The organism is Candidatus Corynebacterium faecigallinarum (assembly GCF_052264515.1).
GTDB lineage: Bacteria > Actinomycetota > Actinomycetes > Mycobacteriales > Mycobacteriaceae > Corynebacterium > Corynebacterium faecigallinarum.
Genome location: NZ_JBQQOC010000001.1, coordinates 1 through 18,041, shown reverse-complemented (window position 1 = coordinate 18,041; position 18,041 = coordinate 1). Strand labels below are relative to the sequence as shown.

Below are 18,041 nucleotides of genomic sequence, written 5' to 3'. Positions count from 1 at the left end.
CGTGACGGGCGGTGACGGACGAAGGGTCTAGACCTTCTTCATCATGCTGCGCAGCACGAACGGCAGGATGCCGCCGTTGCGGTAGTAGTCAGCCTCACCGGGGGTGTCGATACGGGTGACGGCGTCGAACTCGATGACCGAGCCGTCCTCCTTGGTGGCGGTGACCTTGACGGTCTCCGGGGTGACACCCTCGTTCAGGGTCTCGATGCCCTCGAAGTCGAAGGTCTCGGTTCCGTCGATGCCCAGGGACTTCCATGACTCGCCGGCCGGGAACTGCAGCGGGACAACGCCCATGCCGACCAGGTTGGAGCGGTGGATACGCTCGAAGCTCTCGGCGATGACGGCCTTGACGCCCAGCAGCAGGGTGCCCTTGGCAGCCCAGTCACGCGAGGAACCGGTGCCGTACTCCTTACCACCCAGGACGACCAGCGGGGTGCCCTGCTTCTCGTAGTTCACCGCAGCGTCGTAGATGAAGGACTGCGGTGCACCCTCCTGGGTGAAGTCGCGGGTGTAGCCACCGGCGATACCGTCGAGCAGCTGGTTCTGCAGGCGGATGTTGGCGAAGGTACCGCGGACCATGACCTCGTGGTTACCACGGCGGGCACCCAGGGAGTTGTAGTCCTTACGCTGGACACCCTTGGAGTCCAGGTACTGGGCGGCCGGGGTGCCGGGCTTGATGGAGGATGCCGGGGAGATGTGGTCGGTGGTGACCGAGTCGCCCAGCAGAGCCAGGACGCGGGCACCCTTGACATCGTTGACCGGGGACGGGGTGGTCTCCATGCCGTCGAAGTAGGGGGCCTTGCGGATGTAGGACGAGGCGTCGTCCCAGGCGAAGGTCTTGCCCTCCGGCACGTCCAGGGACTGCCAGCGGTGGTCGCCCTTGTACACGTCGGCGTAGTCGGCGGTGTACAGCTCGCGGGAGATCGAAGAGTCGATGACTTCCTGGATGTCCTCGGTGGAGGGCCAGACGTCCTTGAGGAAGACGTCGTTGCCGTCCTGGTCCTGGCCGAGCGGCTGGGTCTCGAAGTCGAAGTCCATGGTGCCGGCGATGGCGTAGGCGATGACCAGGATCGGGGAGGCCAGGTAGTTCATCTTGATGTCGGGGGAGATGCGTCCCTCGAAGTTACGGTTACCGGAGAGGACCGCGGTGGCGGCCAGGTCGGCGTCGTTGATGCCCTTGGAGATCTCGTCCGGCAGCGGGCCGGAGTTACCGATGCAGGTGGTGCAACCGTAGCCGACCAGGTAGAAGCCCATGGCCTCCAGGTCCTTCCACAGGTTGGCAGCCTCGAAGTAGCCGGTGACGACCTGGGAACCCGGGGCTATGGAGGTCTTGACCCACGGTGCGGAGGTCAGTCCCTTCTCGGCGGCCTTGCGGGCCAGCAGGCCGGCACCGACCATGACCGACGGGTTCGAGGTGTTGGTGCAGGAGGTGATCGAGGCGATACCGACCATACCGTGGTCCAGGATCATGTCCTGGCCGTTGTAGTTGACCTCGACCGGGTTGGACGGACGACCCACGTTGCCGTTGGCGGCGGACGGCAGGTTGCCCTTGGCGTCGGCAGCGGTGGTCGGGGTGCCGGCGTGGCCCCCGACGTTGCCGCCCTCGGCGACGAAGTCCTGGGCGTCCGGGTTGCCGGAGTTGCTGTCGGCGTAGTTGTGCAGGTCCTTGCGGAACTGGGCCTTGGAGGAGGAGAGCTCGATACGGTCCTGGGGACGCTTCGGGCCGGCGATGGACGGCACGACGGTGGACAGGTCCAGCTCGAGGTACTCGGAGAAGTTCGGCTCGTTCTCGTCAGCGGTCTCCGGGTCAAGCCACATGCCCTGCTCCTTGGCATATGCCTCGACGCGGGCGAGGGTCTCCTCGTCGCGGCCGGTCAGGCGCAGGTAGTTGACGGTCTCCTGGTCGATCGGGAACATCGCGGCGGTGGAGCCGAACTCCGGGGACATGTTGCCGATGGTGGAGCGGTTGGCCAGGGGCAGCTTGGAGACGCCCTTGCCGTAGAATTCCACGAACTTGCCGACCACGCCGTGCTGGCGCAGTATGTCGGTGATGGTGAGCACCACGTCGGTGGCGGTCACGCCGGTGGGGATGTCACCGGTCAGCTTGAAGCCGACCACGCGGGGGATCAGCATGGAGATCGGCTGGCCGAGCATTGCTGCCTCGGCCTCGATGCCACCCACGCCCCAGCCGAGGATGCCGAGGCCGTTCTCCATGGTGGTGTGGGAGTCGGTGCCGACACATGTGTCGGGGTAGGCGACACCGTTCATGTCGAAGACGGTGCGGGCCAGGTACTCGATGTTGACCTGGTGGACGATGCCGGTTCCCGGGGGGACCACGCGCAGGTTGTCGAAGGCGCCGGTGGCCCAACGCAGGAGCTTGTAGCGCTCCTCGTTGCGCTGGTACTCGATGTCCACGTTCTTCTCGAGAGCGCTGGAGTCACCAAAGTTCTCGATGATGACCGAGTGGTCGATGACCATCTCGGCGGGGTTCAGCGGGTTAACGTCGTCAGCCTCGCCGCCCATGGCGACAACGGCGTCACGAATCGTCGCGAGGTCGACAACACAGGCCACACCGGTGAAGTCCTGCATGACGACGCGGGCGGGGGTGAACTGGATCTCGATGCTCGGGTCAGCCGAGGGGTCCCAGTTGGCGATGGCCTCGATGTGCTCGGCGGCGACGTTGGCACCGTCCTCGTTGCGCAGCAGGTTCTCGCCGAGGACCTTCAGCGAGTAGGGCAGCTTCTCCATGCCCGGGACTTCGCTGAGGCGGTACATCTCGTAGGTGCGGTCACCAACCTCGAGAGTCCCCTTGGCTCCGAAGGAGTTCTTGCTTTCAGTCACGTCAGTGCTCCTGAATCTCTTCTCGTTATCGTCGTCAGTTGTGTGACGTTCGTCCGACGTCATCCCACTCTCGGCGCCGTCGAAGATACGCGCCGTCGCAGGCCACCTTCCATTGTGCAGTAGCCGCCGCGGATTCCGTCACTTCTACTGTAACAGTACGACCGTTATGCTACATAACTGCAGGATGAGACCGGACTCGCTCTGGAATACTGCGCGTGTCGACACCCCCGAACGGCACGCGTGCTGGTACAAATCTATACAGTCAGATAACCAACAGCAGAACCGACAGTGGCGGATGAGGTGCACGGTGGAGTTCGAGAATATTGATCTCGACGCGATTCTCCAGGAGATCGAGGCCTCCGGACTCTCCGTCTCGCAGGCCGGAGACGGGCTCAGTGACACGGATATCGCGAGTTACCGCGAGCTCGTCGCTGGCGCGGGGGAGAGTGCGTCCGCACTCGAGGACTTGAACATCGTCCTGCTTGACCGAAGCACCGGGGCCGGAACCGTGCTTCGGAACCTGGCTCAGACCGTCAAGGACGATACGGGTGCCGACACTGTCATGGTTCGTGCCCCGCACAACACCCAGGTACTCAGCGATTCCCTGTCGCGCTATCAGATCGAGTCGACCCAGCGCGAGCTCCACGGCTCACGTGCACCTGAGGATGTGCCGGATTTCCTCCTCTCCGCTGAGCAGATGCAGCCGGACTTCGGCCTTCTCTATGTCCTGATCCTGGTCGGAGTGCTGATCGTCGCACTCTGTGCCACTGCCGGCGCCGTCATCACCTATCGACGTCCCGGACGCTGACAGTCACGGATTTCCCTATGAAGCGCCGACCCCTGTGAGTGTCGGCGCTTCACCCTTGTCAAGGTCGTTGGCTTGTCCTAGCTAAAGTCCTGGTCCAGACTTCGGCACTACCTGCATCGATGTGGCAATTCGACACGCCGAGACATTCCCTAATGTGATGAAAATCACATAGATGCCGAACATCTTTCCGCTCGCAGGTCAAGCCGTATCCCATGACTCATGTTCCCCGTGTTTCTTATGTGATTAGTGGGAGTCGGGTTTCGCATGGGAGTGCTGTGGCTTACGGTTCACCTGTCGTCATTTGGTAACGATCTGGTATCAGAGTGACGGAAGTTGCATCTAGTGCTTCCGCGCACCAGACCGAACCGAAACCAGACCGTGACAATCTGGCGGGCCTCACAGCTCCGTCGGATCGCTCCGGAGCTTCGGGCCCTGGACCATCATGCGGGGAAGCGTGGTGGACAGGACGCCGGATCACGGGGTCCACGGTCGACGGCACGCGAGATTTGCCCCTTATCGCCATCGCCATTTCCACGAGGAGAGACCAACCGTGGCACTTCGACTGAAAGCCCGTGGGACGACCCGCAGGTCGACCGTCCGGTCCACGCGGACACTGCTGTCCTTTGCAGTCGCCGCTGGACTCACTGTCCAAGCGACCACTGCCGTCGCCGCCCCCTCGGACGCGTCGGACCCGGCGGACTCCGGGTCCGGTGACTCCAACGCCACCGCCGAATCTTTCCTCGCTGACCTCGTCGGCGAGGTCTCGTCTACCGAAGGCGCGGTCGCGTCGATGGAGAACGAGCTCGGTGGCCTGCGCGAGTCCGTCAACAAGGCCCGCGTCGACCTGGACCGTGCCCAGCGTGAAGCCCAGGAAGCCCAGGACAATGTCACTGACGCCCGCGGACGTCTCGACTCGTCCAACTCCGATGTGGAAGAGGCGCAGGAGCAGCTCGACGAGATCGCCCGGTCCGCCTACGCCCGTGGTGGTGACGCCGCCCCGGTGAACCTGGCTGCTGGTGGTGACATCGCCGCAGATTCCCTGGACCGTGCCACCTACCTGCGACTCGCCAGCGAGAAGCAGCAGTCCGAGATCGACCGTCTCGACCTCGTCCGGACCCAGACCGCCAACGAGGAGTCCTCGTTGCGTGAGTCCCGGGACACCGCCGACGGAATGGTCGGACAGGCTCGTGACGCCCATGCGGCCGCGGAAGAGGCATTTTCCAGTGCCCAGTCCTCCATCGCGGAAAAGTCCAGCGAGCTCGAGGGCGTGCGCTCCGACCTTGCCGCAGCCGAGGCCCGCCTGAAGGCGGCCAAGAGCGCCGTCGACCGGGTGTCCGCCAACGCCGGGGCATCCTCCTTCGACAAGCGTCGGGCCGCCGAGAACGCCGCCGACCGTGCCGAGGCGCGGCTCGAGGGACAGGATGACACCGCTGATCAGCTGGTGGAGCCCAAGGTCGAGGAGGTCGAGATCCCTGAGGGCGCCGAGGGCATGGAGGGCACGGAGAGCGCTGAGGCACCTGAGGGTGCTGAGGCTCCGGCGGACGTCGAGGCTCCTGCCGAGCAGGATCTCGGCGAGGAGGGTCCTGCAGAAAGCGCCCCCGCTGAGGAAGATCCCGCAGTGCATGACGAGCAGCCCGACGAGCAGCCTGCCGGGGATCCCGGCCTGTCCGAGGGCTCAGGTGCTGAGGGTAGTGCCGGCGGTGAGGAAGGTGAGCCGGTCGATCCGGGTGCCATCGAGTCCTCCTTCAGTGCTGACCCGGAGGGCGATGAGCGCCGTCAGGCCGCGATCGATGGTCTGGTCGGTGCCGCTGGCGCCGCCGCATTCGCCGGCATCAACGCGCACCTGGAAGGAAACCCTGATGGGGCCGTTGACGCCGCAATCAACGCCGCACAGGGCGCAGCGGGCGCGTCCTGGGAGAACCTGCCGTCCGGCGGGGAAGACGGAATCGTCCCGAGCCTCCCGACCCCCGGTGGCAGCGAGCCGGCAGCGCCGGATTCCTCCGGTAGCCGCGAGGAGAAGATCGAGCGGGTCATCGAGCGCGGAATGGGCGTGATGGGCACCCCGTACTCCTGGGGTGGCGGCAACCAGGACGGGCCCACCCTCGGTGTGCGCGACGGTGGTGTCGCAGACACCCACGGCGACTACGCCAAGGTCGGCTTCGACTGCTCCGGCCTGATGGTCTACGCCTTCGCCGCTGTCGGTATCCAGCTCGAGAAGTACTCCGGCTACCAGTACTCCAGCGGCGGCACCCAGGTGCCGGCGGGAGAAGCACAGCGTGGCGACATGATCTTCTGGGGGCCCGGTGGCACCCAGCACGTGGCCCTCTACCTCGGTGACGGCCAGATGCTGGAGGCACCGAACTCCGGCGATGTCGTCAAGATCTCGCCGGTGCGCTGGGACGGCATGGAGCCGATGGCGGTCCGCCCGATCGAGTGACCCGCTGCCGAAGCAGCTAGCGCACCAGCTCCCGCATCGCGTGGTCCACAGCAGTGATCCGCGCGGTGCGGACCGCGCGTGAGAGGGGGAGCAGGGCCGGGTCCAGGGAGGCGCCGGCCGCCGAGGACCGGGTGACCTCGATGATCGAGGACACCACGTCGGCCCTGGCCATCAATTTCACGGCACGCGGCGACACGCCCTCGGGAAGGCCCGGCAGTCCGAAGTAGTCCGACAGGGTCCCGACCGCCAGTCGGGGACCGGCGTGCGGGGTGGGGGACAGACCATCGTCGGACGCCTCCTCGATCAGTGCCGCCGCAGCACTGGTGGCCTCACGTAACCGGGTCTCCGCCTCGCCGGGACTGAAGAACTCCGCCGGTGCAGAGGGCCCTTCACAGCGGTACCAGACCCACTCGACCAGCGAGGCGTCCCGCAATGTCGGGACGATGACATGGACGACGTCCGACTCGGCGTCGGCGACAGTGATCCCGGCCCCGGTGGACGCCACCGCCGCGGCACCACGGGTGCCGGCCGGCAGGGCCGGGGGATCACCTGGGCCGGCGAGGGCCAGTCCGACCAGGGGACGGTCCGCCAGGCCGACGGGGCTGTCCTTGGTGACCTCCCGGGCGGCGAGTAGAAGGTCCACCAGGGTCGTGCGGCGTCCGGTGAACCGCCCGCCGAAGGGGTCGCCGGACATCTCGTCGACCACGAGGGTGTGTGCCGGTCCCTGAACATCCTGGAAAGCGTCGATGACCTGGTCGGTGGGGAGCAGACCGTGGAGCCACCACCCGAGCCAGAGGGAGGTGTTCTGCACCGGAGACCAGAGTTGCTCGCGGATGGGGGTGCGGGACATCATCCGTCCTAGCCTATTGTTGACCGTCATGAGCTTCAACGACAGGTACGGAAACGACATCCTCGGAGGATCAGGATCTGGCGGATCACGATCCGGGGGAGCGGCATCACGGCGCCCTGCTCCGCCGGAGATCCCGGCGAAGACCGGCACCGTGGTCGAGGACCCGGTGAGCGGCTGGGTCGGCGCGGTGACCGGTTTCGAGCGGACCTACGACGGTGACTTCGTCCGGCTGGAGGACCGCCACGGGCGGGACCGGCTGTTCAAGATGCGTCCCGGCGGATTCCTCGTCGACGGGCACCCTGTCACACTGACCAGGTACATCGCACCGTCGGATGTTCCGGAGGCCGCCGAGCAGCAACGCTCCAACTCCGGTTCCCGCCGGGTCGCCAATGTGCAGGCGAAGGTCGCCGCCCCGTCACGCATCTGGGTGGAGGGACTGCACGATGCCACCATCGTCGAACAGGTCTGGGGTCACGACCTGCGGGTGGAGGGGGTGGTGGTCGAGTTCATCGAGGGCCTCGACAACCTCCCAGAGATGCTCGCCGAGTTCCGGCCCGGACCGGACAGGCGGGTCGGCGTTCTCGCCGACCACCTGGTCGAGGGCTCGAAGGAGTCGCGGATGACCAGGGGCCTGGGGCCCCATGTCATGGTCACCGGCCACCCTTATATCGACATCTGGGAGGCTGTGAAGCCGTCGTCGGTCGGTATCGACGCCTGGCCGACGGTGCCCTACGGCGAAGACTGGAAGACCGGGGTCTGCCGCCGACTGGGCTGGGGAAGTCCGACCGACGGCTGGCGGCACGTCAGGGCGACGGTGAAAACCTTCCGGGATCTGGACGCCACGTTGATCGGGGCGGTCGAGCGCCTGGTTGACTTTGTGACCGAGCCAAACCTCTCTGAGAACTGATAGCGTGTGGTCATGGGTGCAGTCATCTGGTTGATCGGAGCGGCGGTTCTGGCCGTGGGCGAGTTCATCGTCATGGACTTCACTCTGCTGATGCTCGCCGTCTCGGCCCTGGGAACCGCGGGGGTGGCGGCGTTCGATGTTCCGGTCTGGGTGGAGGCGGGGGCTTTCGGTGCTTTCGCGTTCGCCAGCGTCCTGTTCATCCGCCCGATCCTGCGTCGTCGGTTCGTGGCCCAGGGGGAGGTCAGGGAGTTCACGTCCCTGGAACTCGAGGGGCGGACCGCTGAGGTGCTCAGCCCGGTGTCGGCGGACAACACCGTCGGACAGGTCAGCATCGACGGAGACATCTGGTCGGCCCGGGCGGCACACCCCGGGGAATCGTTCACCACCGGAGATCGTGTGCAGATCGTCTCCATCGAAGGCACCACAGCAGTGGTGTGGAAAGGAGTCTGACGTATGTTAGCGAGTATCCTGCTGATCCTGCTGCTCGTCCTCGTTGCCGTCGCCCTGTTCAAGTCGGTGGCCCTGATACCGCAGGGAGAGGCCGCCGTCATCGAGCGGCTGGGCCGCTACACCCGGACGGTCTCGGGTGGGCTGACCATCCTGGTCCCGTTCATTGACCGCGTCCGTGACCGGGTCGACACCCGTGAGCAGGTGGTCTCCTTTCCGCCGCAGGCCGTCATCACCCAGGACAACCTGACGGTGGCCATCGACATTGTCGTGACCTTCCAGATCAACGACGCGGCCCGGGCGATCTACGGCGTCAACAACTACATCGTCGGTGTCGAGCAGATCTCCGTCGCCACGCTGCGTGACGTGGTCGGTGGCATGACCCTGGAGGAGACGCTGACCTCCCGTGACGTGATCAACCGTCGCCTGCGCGGCGAGTTGGACGCGGCGACGACCAAGTGGGGTCTGCGGATCAGCCGCGTCGAGCTCAAGGCGATCGACCCGCCGCCCTCGATCCAGCAGTCCATGGAGATGCAGATGAAGGCGGACCGCGAGAAGCGCGCCATGATTCTCACCGCCGAGGGCCAGCGTGAGTCCGACATCAAGACCGCCGAGGGTAAGAAGCAGGCCCGGATCCTCGGGGCCGAGGGTGACAAGCATGCCCAGATCCTCTCCGCCGAGGCCGAGCGTCAGGCCCGGATGCTGCTCGCCGAGGGTGAGCGTGCCGCCAAGTACCTCGAGGCGCAGGGTCAGGCCAAGGCGATCCAGAAGGTCACCGCCGCGATCAAGTCCTCACAGGTCACCCCGGAGGTGCTGTCCTACCAGTACCTGGAGAAGCTGCCGGAGATGGCGCAGGGCGACGCGAACAAGGTCTGGATGCTGCCGATGCAGTTCGGCGATTCCCTGGAGCAGTTCGCCAAGGCCTTCGCGAAGAAGGACGACGAGGGTGTCTTCCGTTACGAGGCCGGCCCGGTCGACGAGGCACTGCGCGACTTCGCCAACGAGACCACGTCCGAGAACTGGTTCAGTACCGAGTCCGCCCCGGAGATTGCCAAGGCGGTGGCCGAGGCCAATGCCGTGGCGAACCGCTCGGTGGATGAGCAGGATGCCCCTCCGCCGCCGTCGGTGCCCTCCGTGTCAGTGCCCTCGGTGACGGGGGAGAAGTCCGAGGCAGGCGAGCAGTCCGAGGAGCCTAGCGGAAAGCGTCATCGCTCTGAAGAGACTCCGTCCTGGCCAACATATGGACAGCAAGCTGCCAACCCGCCTGCTCGGCCTGCCAACCCGCAGCAGCCAGGCGCTGAGACATAGCCTGCTTCGAGATTCCGACCATCTCCGCCGCCTCACTCTGCAGGTGGCCCTGACGCATCAGCGCAGTTGCCTCCCGGCCTTCGGCCGTGCGACGCGCCAGCATATGGGCCAGCAGGGTGAAGGCGGCGGTGATGTCTGAGGCGACCTCCATGCCGTGCCCGGGGTACTGCACCCCGCCGGGACCAGGGAGCTCCACCCGGGAGTGGATCTGGCCGGCCCGGCGCAGCCCCTCCGCGGCCCGTGCGGCGGCCGCGGCGAGCTGGGCGGTCAGCGGGTCGTCCTGGGAGCCGGCCTGCGCTGCCCCTTCGTCCTCGTCACCGGGCTTGTCTCCGTCGCTGCCTTCACCGCTGGTGGATTCGTAGGCGTCGGCGGCGTCGAGTTCGTCACCGGTGACCGCGGCGATGCCCACCGCGAAGTCCCCGGCCTGCAGGAGATTCAGGACGACTCCGGTGGCACTGTCGGAGTCCCCGGCGAGGACCAGGGCATCCTCCGCGCCCAGGACACGGGCTTCGTGGACTCCACCGGCGTGTCCCAGGGCGTCGGCGACCTGGCGAACGTAGTCCGCGCGACGACGGGATGTTCCACGGTATGTGGCTTGGATGGCGTACATGCCACCAGCCTACCGATTCCTGTCTACGGTGGGCCCTTGACCGGCGAGCTGTCGTTGGATGCCCAGCACCTCGCGTCCCGCGATCACCAGGCCGGTCAACCCGACAACCACGCCGATGAGAACGACCCGTGGATCTCCGTCGGCGACCACTGCATCCGCGGCAACGACCGCAACGACGGTCAGCGGAATTGAGCCTGCCACGGTGGCCGCGAGGCAGGGGAGCATGGGGATACGGCTGAGCCCGCAGGCGTAGTTCAACAGGCTGAACGGGATGACGGGGATCATCCGCAGCCCGAGGACGGTCGTCCAGCCTCGCTCGGAAAGGATCTCCTGCACCAACCGGACGCGGTCGTTGTCTTCCGCACGGCGCACAGCCGGCCCGGCCATCCAGCGCACCACCATCATGGACAGGGCGGCGGACAGGGCCATGCCGCCGATCGCCAGCAGGCATCCGATGAGACTGCCGAAGATGACTCCGGCGGAGACGGTCCAGATCGTGCGGGGCACCGGAACCTGCGTGGTCCCGACCATCAGGGCGAGGTAGGTCGCCGGCCCCCAGACGCCGCTGTCGGCGACCTGCCGCCGGACGGTCTCAATCTCTGGTGTGGGCATGAAGGCGACGCCGAGGAGCACCAGCAGGCCCAGGGCGAGGAGGCCCGCTGACGAGGCGAGGGGGTGTCGTCTCATGGTGGTGTGGCACACACTTCATCGGGATCGGTACGGGCAGCAAAAAGTAGAGACCCACTTTTCAGTGGGTCTCTACTCGTGGTGTCCGGAGGGGGACTTGAACCCCCACGTCCGTTAATAGGACACTAGCACCTCAAGCTAGCGCGTCTGCCATTCCGCCACCCGGACATGGATGCGGTAAACGAACAAGGTGAACCTTCCGGCGTCTGCCGTTGTCCGTTGCACTGCGATAACTGTAACGCCCTTGCCCTCACCAGACAAATGCGCAGGATGTTCGGCATTTTCGCCGCCTCGCCGCTATTCGACGGTGGCTCCCAACAGTTGGACGGTGGTTCGTCGACAGGCTGACGGGAGGCCGGGTGCGGGCCGACTCCGCCGCAGTTCCGCCACCTTCCGAGGCCACTCAGACCTGGCCGATAAACCGGTTAGATATGTCTGCATAATCGGTTTCTGCGGGGAGAGAATGGCTTCGGCATACTGGTCAGCATGAGTGATTCCAACCGCCACCACCGGCCCACGTACATCGACTCCCGGTTCCCCGGACCGGACCCCTACGCGCCGCTGACTGACCTGCCGACCTTCACCGTGACCAGCGATGACTTCGCTGACGGGGGCCGCCTGCCGGCCGAGCAGCTCGGCGGTGCCGACGTCTCGCCGCAGCTGTCCTGGAGCGGTGCCCCGGAGGGCACCGTCTCCTATGCGGTCACCTGCTACGACCCGGATGCACCCACCGCAGCTGGTTTCTGGCACTGGGCCGTCTTCAACATCCCCGCGTCGGTGACGTCCCTCGACGCCGGTATCGGCGATGCCGAACTGGCCGGCCTGCCCGAGGGCGCTGTCGCACTGCGTGGGGACAGTGGCAGTCGTGGCTTCTACGGTGCCGAGCCGCCGGCCGGTCACGGCCCCCACCGTTACATCTTCGCAGTCCACGCGATCCCCGAGATGCTGGACGATGTCAGCGACCGGTCCACACCGACCATCCTCGGATTCAACCTGAACTTCCGGGCGTCCTCCCGCGCCCTGCTCTGGGGCTGGGCGGAGAACAAGTAGGCGGAGAACAGGTAGGTCGTCCCGCACCCCGCCACGGGGTCACTCACCGGACCCCTGGCAGCGGCTGGGTCAGCCCTGCCAGGAGAGTCCAGCGCCGACGGCCTCGGAGATATTCCCCAGGCCGTGGCGTCGCACCTGCTGGGCCAGCCCCAGGTGAATGTCCCTGATCCAGTCCGGACCGCCGTAGATGAAGCCGGTGTAGCCCTGCAGTAGCGAGGCTCCGGCGTTGATGCGTTCCCACGCCTGCTGGGCGGTCGAGATGCCGCCGACACCGATGAGCACCAGGTCATCTCCTGCCCGCTGCCTGATCCGTTGGAGGACCTCCAGGGCACGCTCTGCGACCGGGATGCCGGAAACACCGCCGGCCCCCAATGCCGCCACCTCGGATGCCGGGGTGGCCAGCCCGTCGCGGCTGATGGTCGTGTTCGTGGCGATCAGTCCGGTCAGACCCAACTCCAGGGCCAGGTCCGTCACGGCGTCGATGTCCTCGTCGGACAGGTCCGGGGCGATCTTCACGAACAGGGGGAGGTCGCTGGCGCTGCGCACCGCGTCGACGATGGGACGCAGACTCTCCACCGCCTGCAGGTCGCGCAGACCGGGAGTGTTCGGTGAGGAGACGTTGATCACCAGGTAGTCGGCGTTGTCCCGTACCGTACGGGCTGACTCGAAGTAGTCGGCGGCAGCACGCTCGGAGGGCGTCATCTTCGTCTTGCCGAGGTTCAGTCCCACCGGTTCGGGCTCACAACGACGGGACAGTCGTGTGATCGCACTGCGGGCACCGTCATTGTTGAAGCCCATGCGGTTCAGCAGTGCCCCGTCCCGGCTCAACCGGAACAGACGCGGGGTGGGGTTACCCGGCTGGGCCACCGCGGTCACCGTGCCGACCTCCGAGTAACCGAAGCCCAGCGGACCCCACACGTCTACTTCGGTGGCGTTCTTGTCGAAACCGGCGGCCAATCCCAGCGGACGGGGGAAGGCGATCCCGGCGATGGTCTGTGACAACACCGGATCGTCGACGACCAGGGTGCGGCGCAGTGCGTCGCGGACCGGCGTCACCGCAGCGGTGGCGGTCAGGGCGGTGGACATCAGCCCGTGGATCCGCTCCGGACGGAGCCTGAACATCACCTTCAACGACGTCGCGTACACCCGGCCGCGGGCACGACGGAACAGCGACCGGTCCCCGAGTGATCGGTCAGGGGACTGGGGGAGGGAAGACATGGAGCGCTCTAGTCCTTTCTGGGGAGGTCATCTGCCGGGATCAGTTCCCGGGAGCCGTCGGCGGTGATGAGCAGGAGGTCACCGGAACCGTCGTCGATGATGTGCCGGACATCGGCCGAGGTCGAGACGTCACCGACCGACTCGGGTGTGCCCGAGGACAGGTCATAGGCGGTCAAGGTGTTGTCACCGGTGGTGGAGACCCACATCAGACCGCGTGCCGAATCCCACAGCACCGCCCACGTCCCGTCGCCGGTCGGAACGGATTGGGTGTGCCGGATCACGTCGGTGAGGGTGTAGACCAACGCCTGCCCCTGACGGGGGTCGCTGGCCACCAGGACACCGTCCGGATCGATGCCGGCGGACACGGTGCCGACACCCTGGCCGATACGCAGCGCCGCCTTGCGCTCCTGATCGTCGATGCCGAGATCGGTCACACTCGACTGGGCGGCATCGATGAGGGCAGCCCGCCACTCCGGTGCCCCGTCGTCGTCGGAGTTCCGGGTGTTGCCCACCAGGGTCACCCCGTCGGCGGTGTCGGTCATCGTCTCGGAGCTGATCTCCTCGCCGTCGGTGTCGAGCCAGTACGACTTGTCCGAGTCCTCGACGGAGACCAGGAGCGTTCCGGACGGCGACTGGGTCACCGAGGTCACCGGACCCGGGGCGTCGACCGATGAGGTCTCCGTCCCCTCATTGTCGAAGATGCGCACCGTGGAACCGCAGCCCAGCACCACGCCGTCGACCGTGCCGCTGATCGTGGTGCAGTCCTCGCCGACGGCAACCGTCTCGGCGTCGCCGCCGGCGACGTCAGCCAGGTCGGCCAAGGACCCGATCACCAGGTTGCCGTTCTCCAGTGACGCCACGGGCACCGGCTCGCCCTCCGCGTCGCTGTCAGCGGTGCCGCTGCTGTTCAGCGATGCTCGCACCAGCCCGGTGACCGGTTCCCCCTGGGACACCTCACCGACCGGGTTGGTTGCCTCGGGGGAGTCGGACGGGGTCGCCACGACACCCACGACACCCTCCTCGTCCCCCTCGACGTCATCCGACTCGCTGCCACAGCCGGCGAGGGCCACGGTCGACACGGTGGCCACGGCGGCCAGGGCGGCCGCTGTCGGAGTCACCCGGACTCGCCGTGTTCTGGTTGTTGCGGTGGTCTTCGTTACGGCACTCAGCAGGCTTCTCACGCCCATCACGCTACTACACGCCCCTCGCACCGCCCCAGAGGCAACTGCCTGTCACACCCGTTGTCCACCGTGCACTGCATGCAGGGGTGGTACCGGTATCCGGTCGTGCGTTGCGCCACAGTAGGTGTGGTGCAGCAGGCGGTCGGCGGTCTCGCAGGGTAGCCTGTCGGTCCATGGCAGTAACCGCAAACCTCGCCGCTGATTCGGCCAACATCGTCACGACCACAGACATGGGTTGGATGCAGACGGTCATTCTCTCCATCGTCCAGGGACTCACCGAGTTCCTGCCGGTGTCCTCCTCAGGACACATGCGCATCGTCTCCCAGCTGGTCTGGGGTGAGGACGCCGGCGCATCCTTCACCGCCGTGATTCAGTTGGGCACTGAACTGGCGGTCCTGGTGTTCTTCGCCAAAGACATCTGGGTGATCCTCACCGCCTGGTTCGCCGGGGTCTTCGACAAGACCAAACGCGACAACCTGAACTACCGGATGGGCTGGATGGTCATCGCCGCGACCATCCCGGTCGGCATCATCGGGTTCGTCTTCAAGGACGTCATCCGCGACAACCTGCGAAATCTGTGGATCACCGCCACGGTGCTGATCCTGTTCTCCTTCGTCTTCATCTTCGCCGAGAAGATCGGTACCCGTACCCGCACCTACGAGAAGTTGACCATGAAGGACGCCCTGATCATGGGCTTCGCCCAGTGCCTCGCGTTGATCCCCGGCGTCTCCCGCTCCGGTGCCACGGTCTCCGCCGGTCTCTTCCTCAACCTGGACCGTGAGGTCGCCACCCGGTTCTCCTTCCTGCTGGCCATTCCAGCGGTACTCGCCTCGGGTCTGTTCAGTCTGCCCGACGCTTTCGACCCCGCGGCCGGACAGGCCGCCTCCGGGGCCCAGCTCATCGTCGGCACCGCCATTGCCTTCGTGCTGGGTTACATCTCCATCGCCTGGCTGCTGAAGTTCGTCGCCAACCACTCCTTCGCCTGGTTCGCCCTCTGGCGGATCCCGGTCGGTGTCATCGTGCTCATCCTGCTGGCCACCGGCACCATCAACGCCTGACCGGCCAGCCCGGTCGCGCGCCGCGTCCTGTGGGGCGCTAGAATCTGGCCCCATGCGTTCATGGCCCATTCCCGAGGTACCCGTTCTCGCTGGAGACGGTGTACCCCTGACTCTCCACGACACCGCTGACGACCGCGTCCTGCCCGTCCGGGTCCCGGAGCACGGCGGTGCCGGTGAGGAGGTGGGGATCTACGTCTGCGGCATCACGCCCTACGACTCCACCCATCTCGGCCACGCCGCCACCTACGTGACCTTCGACCTGGTCATCCGGCAGTTGCTCGACAACGGGCACCGGGTGCACTACGTCCAGAACATCACCGACGTCGACGACCCGCTGTTCGAGCGTGCCGAGCGCGACGGGGTGGACTGGCGGGATCTCGGCACCGGCCAGATCGACCTCTTCCGGTCCGACATGGAGACCCTGTCGGTGATCCCCCCGCGCGACTACGTCGGGGCCATCGAGTCCGTGGACGAGGTCATCGGTCTGGTGTCCTCGCTGCTCGAGGTCGGGGCGGCCTACCGCCTCGATGCCGACGAGTTCCCCGACATCTACGTCGACCACACCTTCACCAAGCAGTTCGGTTACGAATCCCGCTACGACGCGGAGACGATGGCGACCCTGTTCGCCGAGCGCGGCGGTGACCCGGAGCGTCCGGGCAAGCGGCACCCGTTGGACGCTCTGGTCTGGCGCGCACACCGTGACGGCGAGCCCGCCTGGGAGTCACCCTTCGGGCCGGGACGTCCCGGCTGGCACGTGGAGTGCTCGGCGATCGCCACCAACCGCCTGGGGCCGTCCTTCGCCATCCAGGGCGGTGGCAGTGACCTGCGCTTCCCGCACCACGAGTTCTCCGCCGCCCACGCCGAAGCCGCCCACGACTGCGACCGGATGGCCGGGCACTACGTCCACACCGGCATGATCGGCCTGGCCGGGGTCAAGATGAGCAAGTCGCTGGGCAACCTCGTCTTCGTCTCCCACCTGACCGCCGAGGGGCATGACCCTGCGGCGATCCGGCTGGGCCTGTACGAGTCCCACTACCGCGAAGACCGTGACTGGTCGCAGGACGTGCTGGCCCGCGCCGAGGACCGACTGGCCCGGTGGCGGGCGTGGGCGACGGCAGCGCAGTCCCGTCCGGCGTCGGAGGCGGACCAACTCGTGGTCGAGGTGCGCACGGCTCTCGCCGACGACCTCGACACCCACCGGGTTCTCGACCTCGTCGATGCCTGGTGTGAGCAACTGGCGGAGGGCGGCGATCAGCCGACCGAGCAACTGACCGAGCAACTGACCGAGTCTGCGGGCGATTCAGCGGGCGACCGCTTCCGCACCCTGTGCTCGGCACTTCTGGGAGTGATTCTGTGAGCGACGAGGCCGCACTCGCCACCGACAACGCACGTCGCGAGTTCATCGACAACCTGAGCGCCATGGCCACCGGCAGCTACCTGCGTGAGGAAGACCGGGAGTTCTGGGACGCCCCCTTCCCGGAGTCCGCGGTCGCCGAAGCTGCCGAGATCCTGCACCGGCTGATCTCCGGGGCGAGGTCAGAACCGGCCGGGGAGGTCGTCCTGCAGGTGATGTCCGCCCACGACGCCCTGCAGGCGCTCAGTGACCGCCATGGTGGGGCGGTGTACGAGGACGAGGAGTACGAGGACTTCCGTGACCTGGTCACCGTGCTGTGCGAGGAGATCGGGGCGGACGGCGCCCAGGTCCTCGCCGACCTGGAACGGGTCACCGACGAGGACGACCAGGCCTGACGGGTGGCCGGCGGGTCACCGTCGGTCAGCGGAGAGCGGCTACGTGGCGATCGGCTCCAGCATCAGCGACTGGCTGGTGGTGCCGACGGGGCCGTCCAGGTCATGGATCCGGCCACTGGTCAGGCCGATGCCGTCCGGCCCGTAGCTGGCCTCGGCGGAGATGCCGATCCACTGGCCCCGGGGCAGCCGGTGCAGCTGGATGCTCAGGTCGGTGTTCATGAACGTCCACGATTTTGGGTCGAGGGTGGGGTTGGTGCCGTTGGCCACGTCGGCGACCGCGGCGAGCCTGGTCCACGGGGAGTCGGGGATGCCGGCGACGACCGGGATCCGGCTGTGCAGCCAGAGCTGGCCCGGGGCACCCCGGGTCACCAGTGAGTCGATGTAGCCGCTGGACCACATCTCGGCGAAAGCAGTCGACGTCGCCTCCTCCAACGGCACCATCCCGGTAGCGCTGGATGCTCCTGCCTCATCAGCCCCACTGCGCTCACCGGGGGTCTCGATCCCGGCAGTGTCACGGGTACGCACCCACCAGCCGCTACCGCGGATGACCTCGCGACCTTCCGGATCGGTGACCACAGCCTCGACCAGGCAGATCCTGCGTCCCGGTCGGACGACCCGTCCCACCGCATGGAGTTCTCCCAGCGGGACCGCGCCCAACAACTCGGTGGTGACCCGCACCAGGCGTCCGCCGGTCTCGGGGACGACCTGTTCGAGCACGTGGGTGATCAAAGCTGCGGGAGGCGAGCCGTGCTGGAACCCGCGACCCCAGGGACTCTCGGTGTGTTCAGTCGCGGTGAATGTCCGGGTGAACTGGCCGGTGTCGGTGGTCGACTCCGGCCCGGGCAGGAAGTAGGCGTCTGTGGTGGAGGTCATACCGCGGCAGTCTAGCT

At 66.7% G+C, this 18,041-nt stretch carries 16 protein-coding genes and 1 tRNA gene; 9 read left to right on the top strand and 8 right to left on the bottom strand.

Going from position 1 to position 18,041, the window contains the following annotated elements:
* Nucleotides 1-27 precede the first annotated feature (27 nt).
* Nucleotides 28-2,841: an aconitate hydratase gene (locus tag ACTXPP_RS00085; RefSeq protein ID WP_301495956.1), complete on the bottom strand. Its 2,814-nt coding sequence runs from the start codon at nucleotides 2,839-2,841 to the stop codon at nucleotides 28-30.
* A gap of 307 nt (nucleotides 2,842-3,148) precedes the next feature.
* Here ACTXPP_RS00085 and ACTXPP_RS00080 point away from each other — a divergent pair, with 307 nt between their 5' ends.
* Together ACTXPP_RS00080 and ACTXPP_RS00075 are read left to right on the top strand one after the other, a co-directional pair.
* Entirely contained in the window at nucleotides 3,149-3,649 is a 501-nt protein-coding gene (locus tag ACTXPP_RS00080) for an Rv1476 family membrane protein (protein WP_301495958.1), read from the top strand.
* A 550-nt stretch (nucleotides 3,650-4,199) separates the two neighbouring features.
* Nucleotides 4,200-6,086 (top strand): DIP1281 family NlpC/P60 protein, encoded by a 1,887-nt coding sequence (locus ACTXPP_RS00075; RefSeq protein WP_443340380.1) that lies wholly within the window; start codon nucleotides 4,200-4,202, stop codon nucleotides 6,084-6,086.
* A 16-nt stretch (nucleotides 6,087-6,102) separates the two neighbouring features.
* Here ACTXPP_RS00075 and ACTXPP_RS00070 read toward each other — a convergent pair whose 3' ends face one another.
* A complete protein-coding gene (locus ACTXPP_RS00070; protein ID WP_301497773.1) occupies nucleotides 6,103-6,936 on the bottom strand; it encodes an Rv1486c family protein in 834 nt (277 codons plus the stop codon).
* Between the two features lie 28 nt (nucleotides 6,937-6,964).
* On the opposite strand from ACTXPP_RS00070, the gene ACTXPP_RS00065 reads away from it, so the two are divergent.
* The 3 genes from ACTXPP_RS00065 to ACTXPP_RS00055 are packed head-to-tail and all read left to right on the top strand — an operon-like array spanning nucleotide 6,965 to nucleotide 9,598.
* Entirely contained in the window at nucleotides 6,965-7,843 is an 879-nt protein-coding gene (locus tag ACTXPP_RS00065; RefSeq protein ID WP_443340379.1) for a DUF3097 domain-containing protein, read from the top strand.
* A gap of 12 nt (nucleotides 7,844-7,855) precedes the next feature.
* The gene (locus tag ACTXPP_RS00060) at nucleotides 7,856-8,293 is read left to right on the top strand and encodes an NfeD family protein (protein ID WP_301497767.1); all 438 of its coding nucleotides are present in this window, start codon (nucleotides 7,856-7,858) and stop codon (nucleotides 8,291-8,293) included.
* A gap of 3 nt (nucleotides 8,294-8,296) precedes the next feature.
* Complete coding sequence (locus ACTXPP_RS00055; protein ID WP_301497769.1) at nucleotides 8,297-9,598, top strand: SPFH domain-containing protein; 1,302 nt, start codon at nucleotides 8,297-8,299, stop codon at nucleotides 9,596-9,598.
* On the opposite strand, the gene ACTXPP_RS00050 is transcribed toward ACTXPP_RS00055, so the two are convergent.
* From ACTXPP_RS00050 to ACTXPP_RS00040, 3 genes are all read right to left on the bottom strand, one after another.
* Entirely contained in the window at nucleotides 9,483-10,208 is a 726-nt protein-coding gene (locus tag ACTXPP_RS00050) for a DNA-binding protein (RefSeq protein ID WP_443340378.1), read from the bottom strand. The genes ACTXPP_RS00055 and ACTXPP_RS00050 overlap by 116 nt on opposite strands.
* A gap of 9 nt (nucleotides 10,209-10,217) precedes the next feature.
* The gene (locus ACTXPP_RS00045; RefSeq protein WP_301494649.1) at nucleotides 10,218-10,895 is read right to left on the bottom strand and encodes a TVP38/TMEM64 family protein; all 678 of its coding nucleotides are present in this window, start codon (nucleotides 10,893-10,895) and stop codon (nucleotides 10,218-10,220) included.
* Between the two features lie 79 nt (nucleotides 10,896-10,974).
* Nucleotides 10,975-11,063: transfer RNA gene (locus ACTXPP_RS00040), tRNA-Leu, on the bottom strand.
* 318 nt (nucleotides 11,064-11,381) lie between these two features.
* On the opposite strand from ACTXPP_RS00040, the gene ACTXPP_RS00035 reads away from it, so the two are divergent.
* Nucleotides 11,382-11,945: a YbhB/YbcL family Raf kinase inhibitor-like protein gene (locus ACTXPP_RS00035; RefSeq protein ID WP_301494651.1), complete on the top strand. Its 564-nt coding sequence runs from the start codon at nucleotides 11,382-11,384 to the stop codon at nucleotides 11,943-11,945.
* Between the two features lie 69 nt (nucleotides 11,946-12,014).
* On the opposite strand, the gene ACTXPP_RS00030 is transcribed toward ACTXPP_RS00035, so the two are convergent.
* Together ACTXPP_RS00030 and ACTXPP_RS00025 are read right to left on the bottom strand one after the other, a co-directional pair.
* A complete protein-coding gene (locus ACTXPP_RS00030) occupies nucleotides 12,015-13,163 on the bottom strand; it encodes a quinone-dependent dihydroorotate dehydrogenase (protein WP_443340377.1) in 1,149 nt (382 codons plus the stop codon).
* 8 nt (nucleotides 13,164-13,171) lie between these two features.
* A complete protein-coding gene (locus ACTXPP_RS00025) occupies nucleotides 13,172-14,281 on the bottom strand; it encodes a hypothetical protein (RefSeq protein ID WP_443340376.1) in 1,110 nt (369 codons plus the stop codon).
* Nucleotides 14,282-14,517: 236 nt separating this feature from the next.
* On the opposite strand from ACTXPP_RS00025, the gene ACTXPP_RS00020 reads away from it, so the two are divergent.
* From ACTXPP_RS00020 to ACTXPP_RS00010, 3 genes are read left to right on the top strand one after another with little or no spacing between them, the layout of a single operon-like run.
* Nucleotides 14,518-15,402, top strand: coding sequence for an undecaprenyl-diphosphate phosphatase (locus tag ACTXPP_RS00020; RefSeq protein WP_443340375.1), 885 nt, complete (start codon nucleotides 14,518-14,520; stop codon nucleotides 15,400-15,402).
* A 52-nt stretch (nucleotides 15,403-15,454) separates the two neighbouring features.
* Nucleotides 15,455-16,759, top strand: a complete 1,305-nt coding sequence (mshC, locus tag ACTXPP_RS00015) for a cysteine--1-D-myo-inosityl 2-amino-2-deoxy-alpha-D-glucopyranoside ligase (RefSeq protein WP_301494658.1) — start codon at nucleotides 15,455-15,457, stop codon at nucleotides 16,757-16,759.
* On the top strand, nucleotides 16,756-17,151 hold the full coding sequence (locus tag ACTXPP_RS00010; protein ID WP_301494660.1) for a hypothetical protein: 396 nt from the start codon (nucleotides 16,756-16,758) through the stop codon (nucleotides 17,149-17,151). The genes mshC and ACTXPP_RS00010 overlap by 4 nt, the downstream gene beginning before the upstream one ends.
* 39 nt (nucleotides 17,152-17,190) lie before the next feature.
* Here the strand turns inward: ACTXPP_RS00010 and ACTXPP_RS00005 are convergent, their stop codons facing one another.
* Nucleotides 17,191-18,024, bottom strand: a complete 834-nt coding sequence (locus ACTXPP_RS00005; RefSeq protein ID WP_301520171.1) for a thioesterase family protein — start codon at nucleotides 18,022-18,024, stop codon at nucleotides 17,191-17,193.
* Between the last annotated feature and the right edge of the window lie 17 nt (nucleotides 18,025-18,041).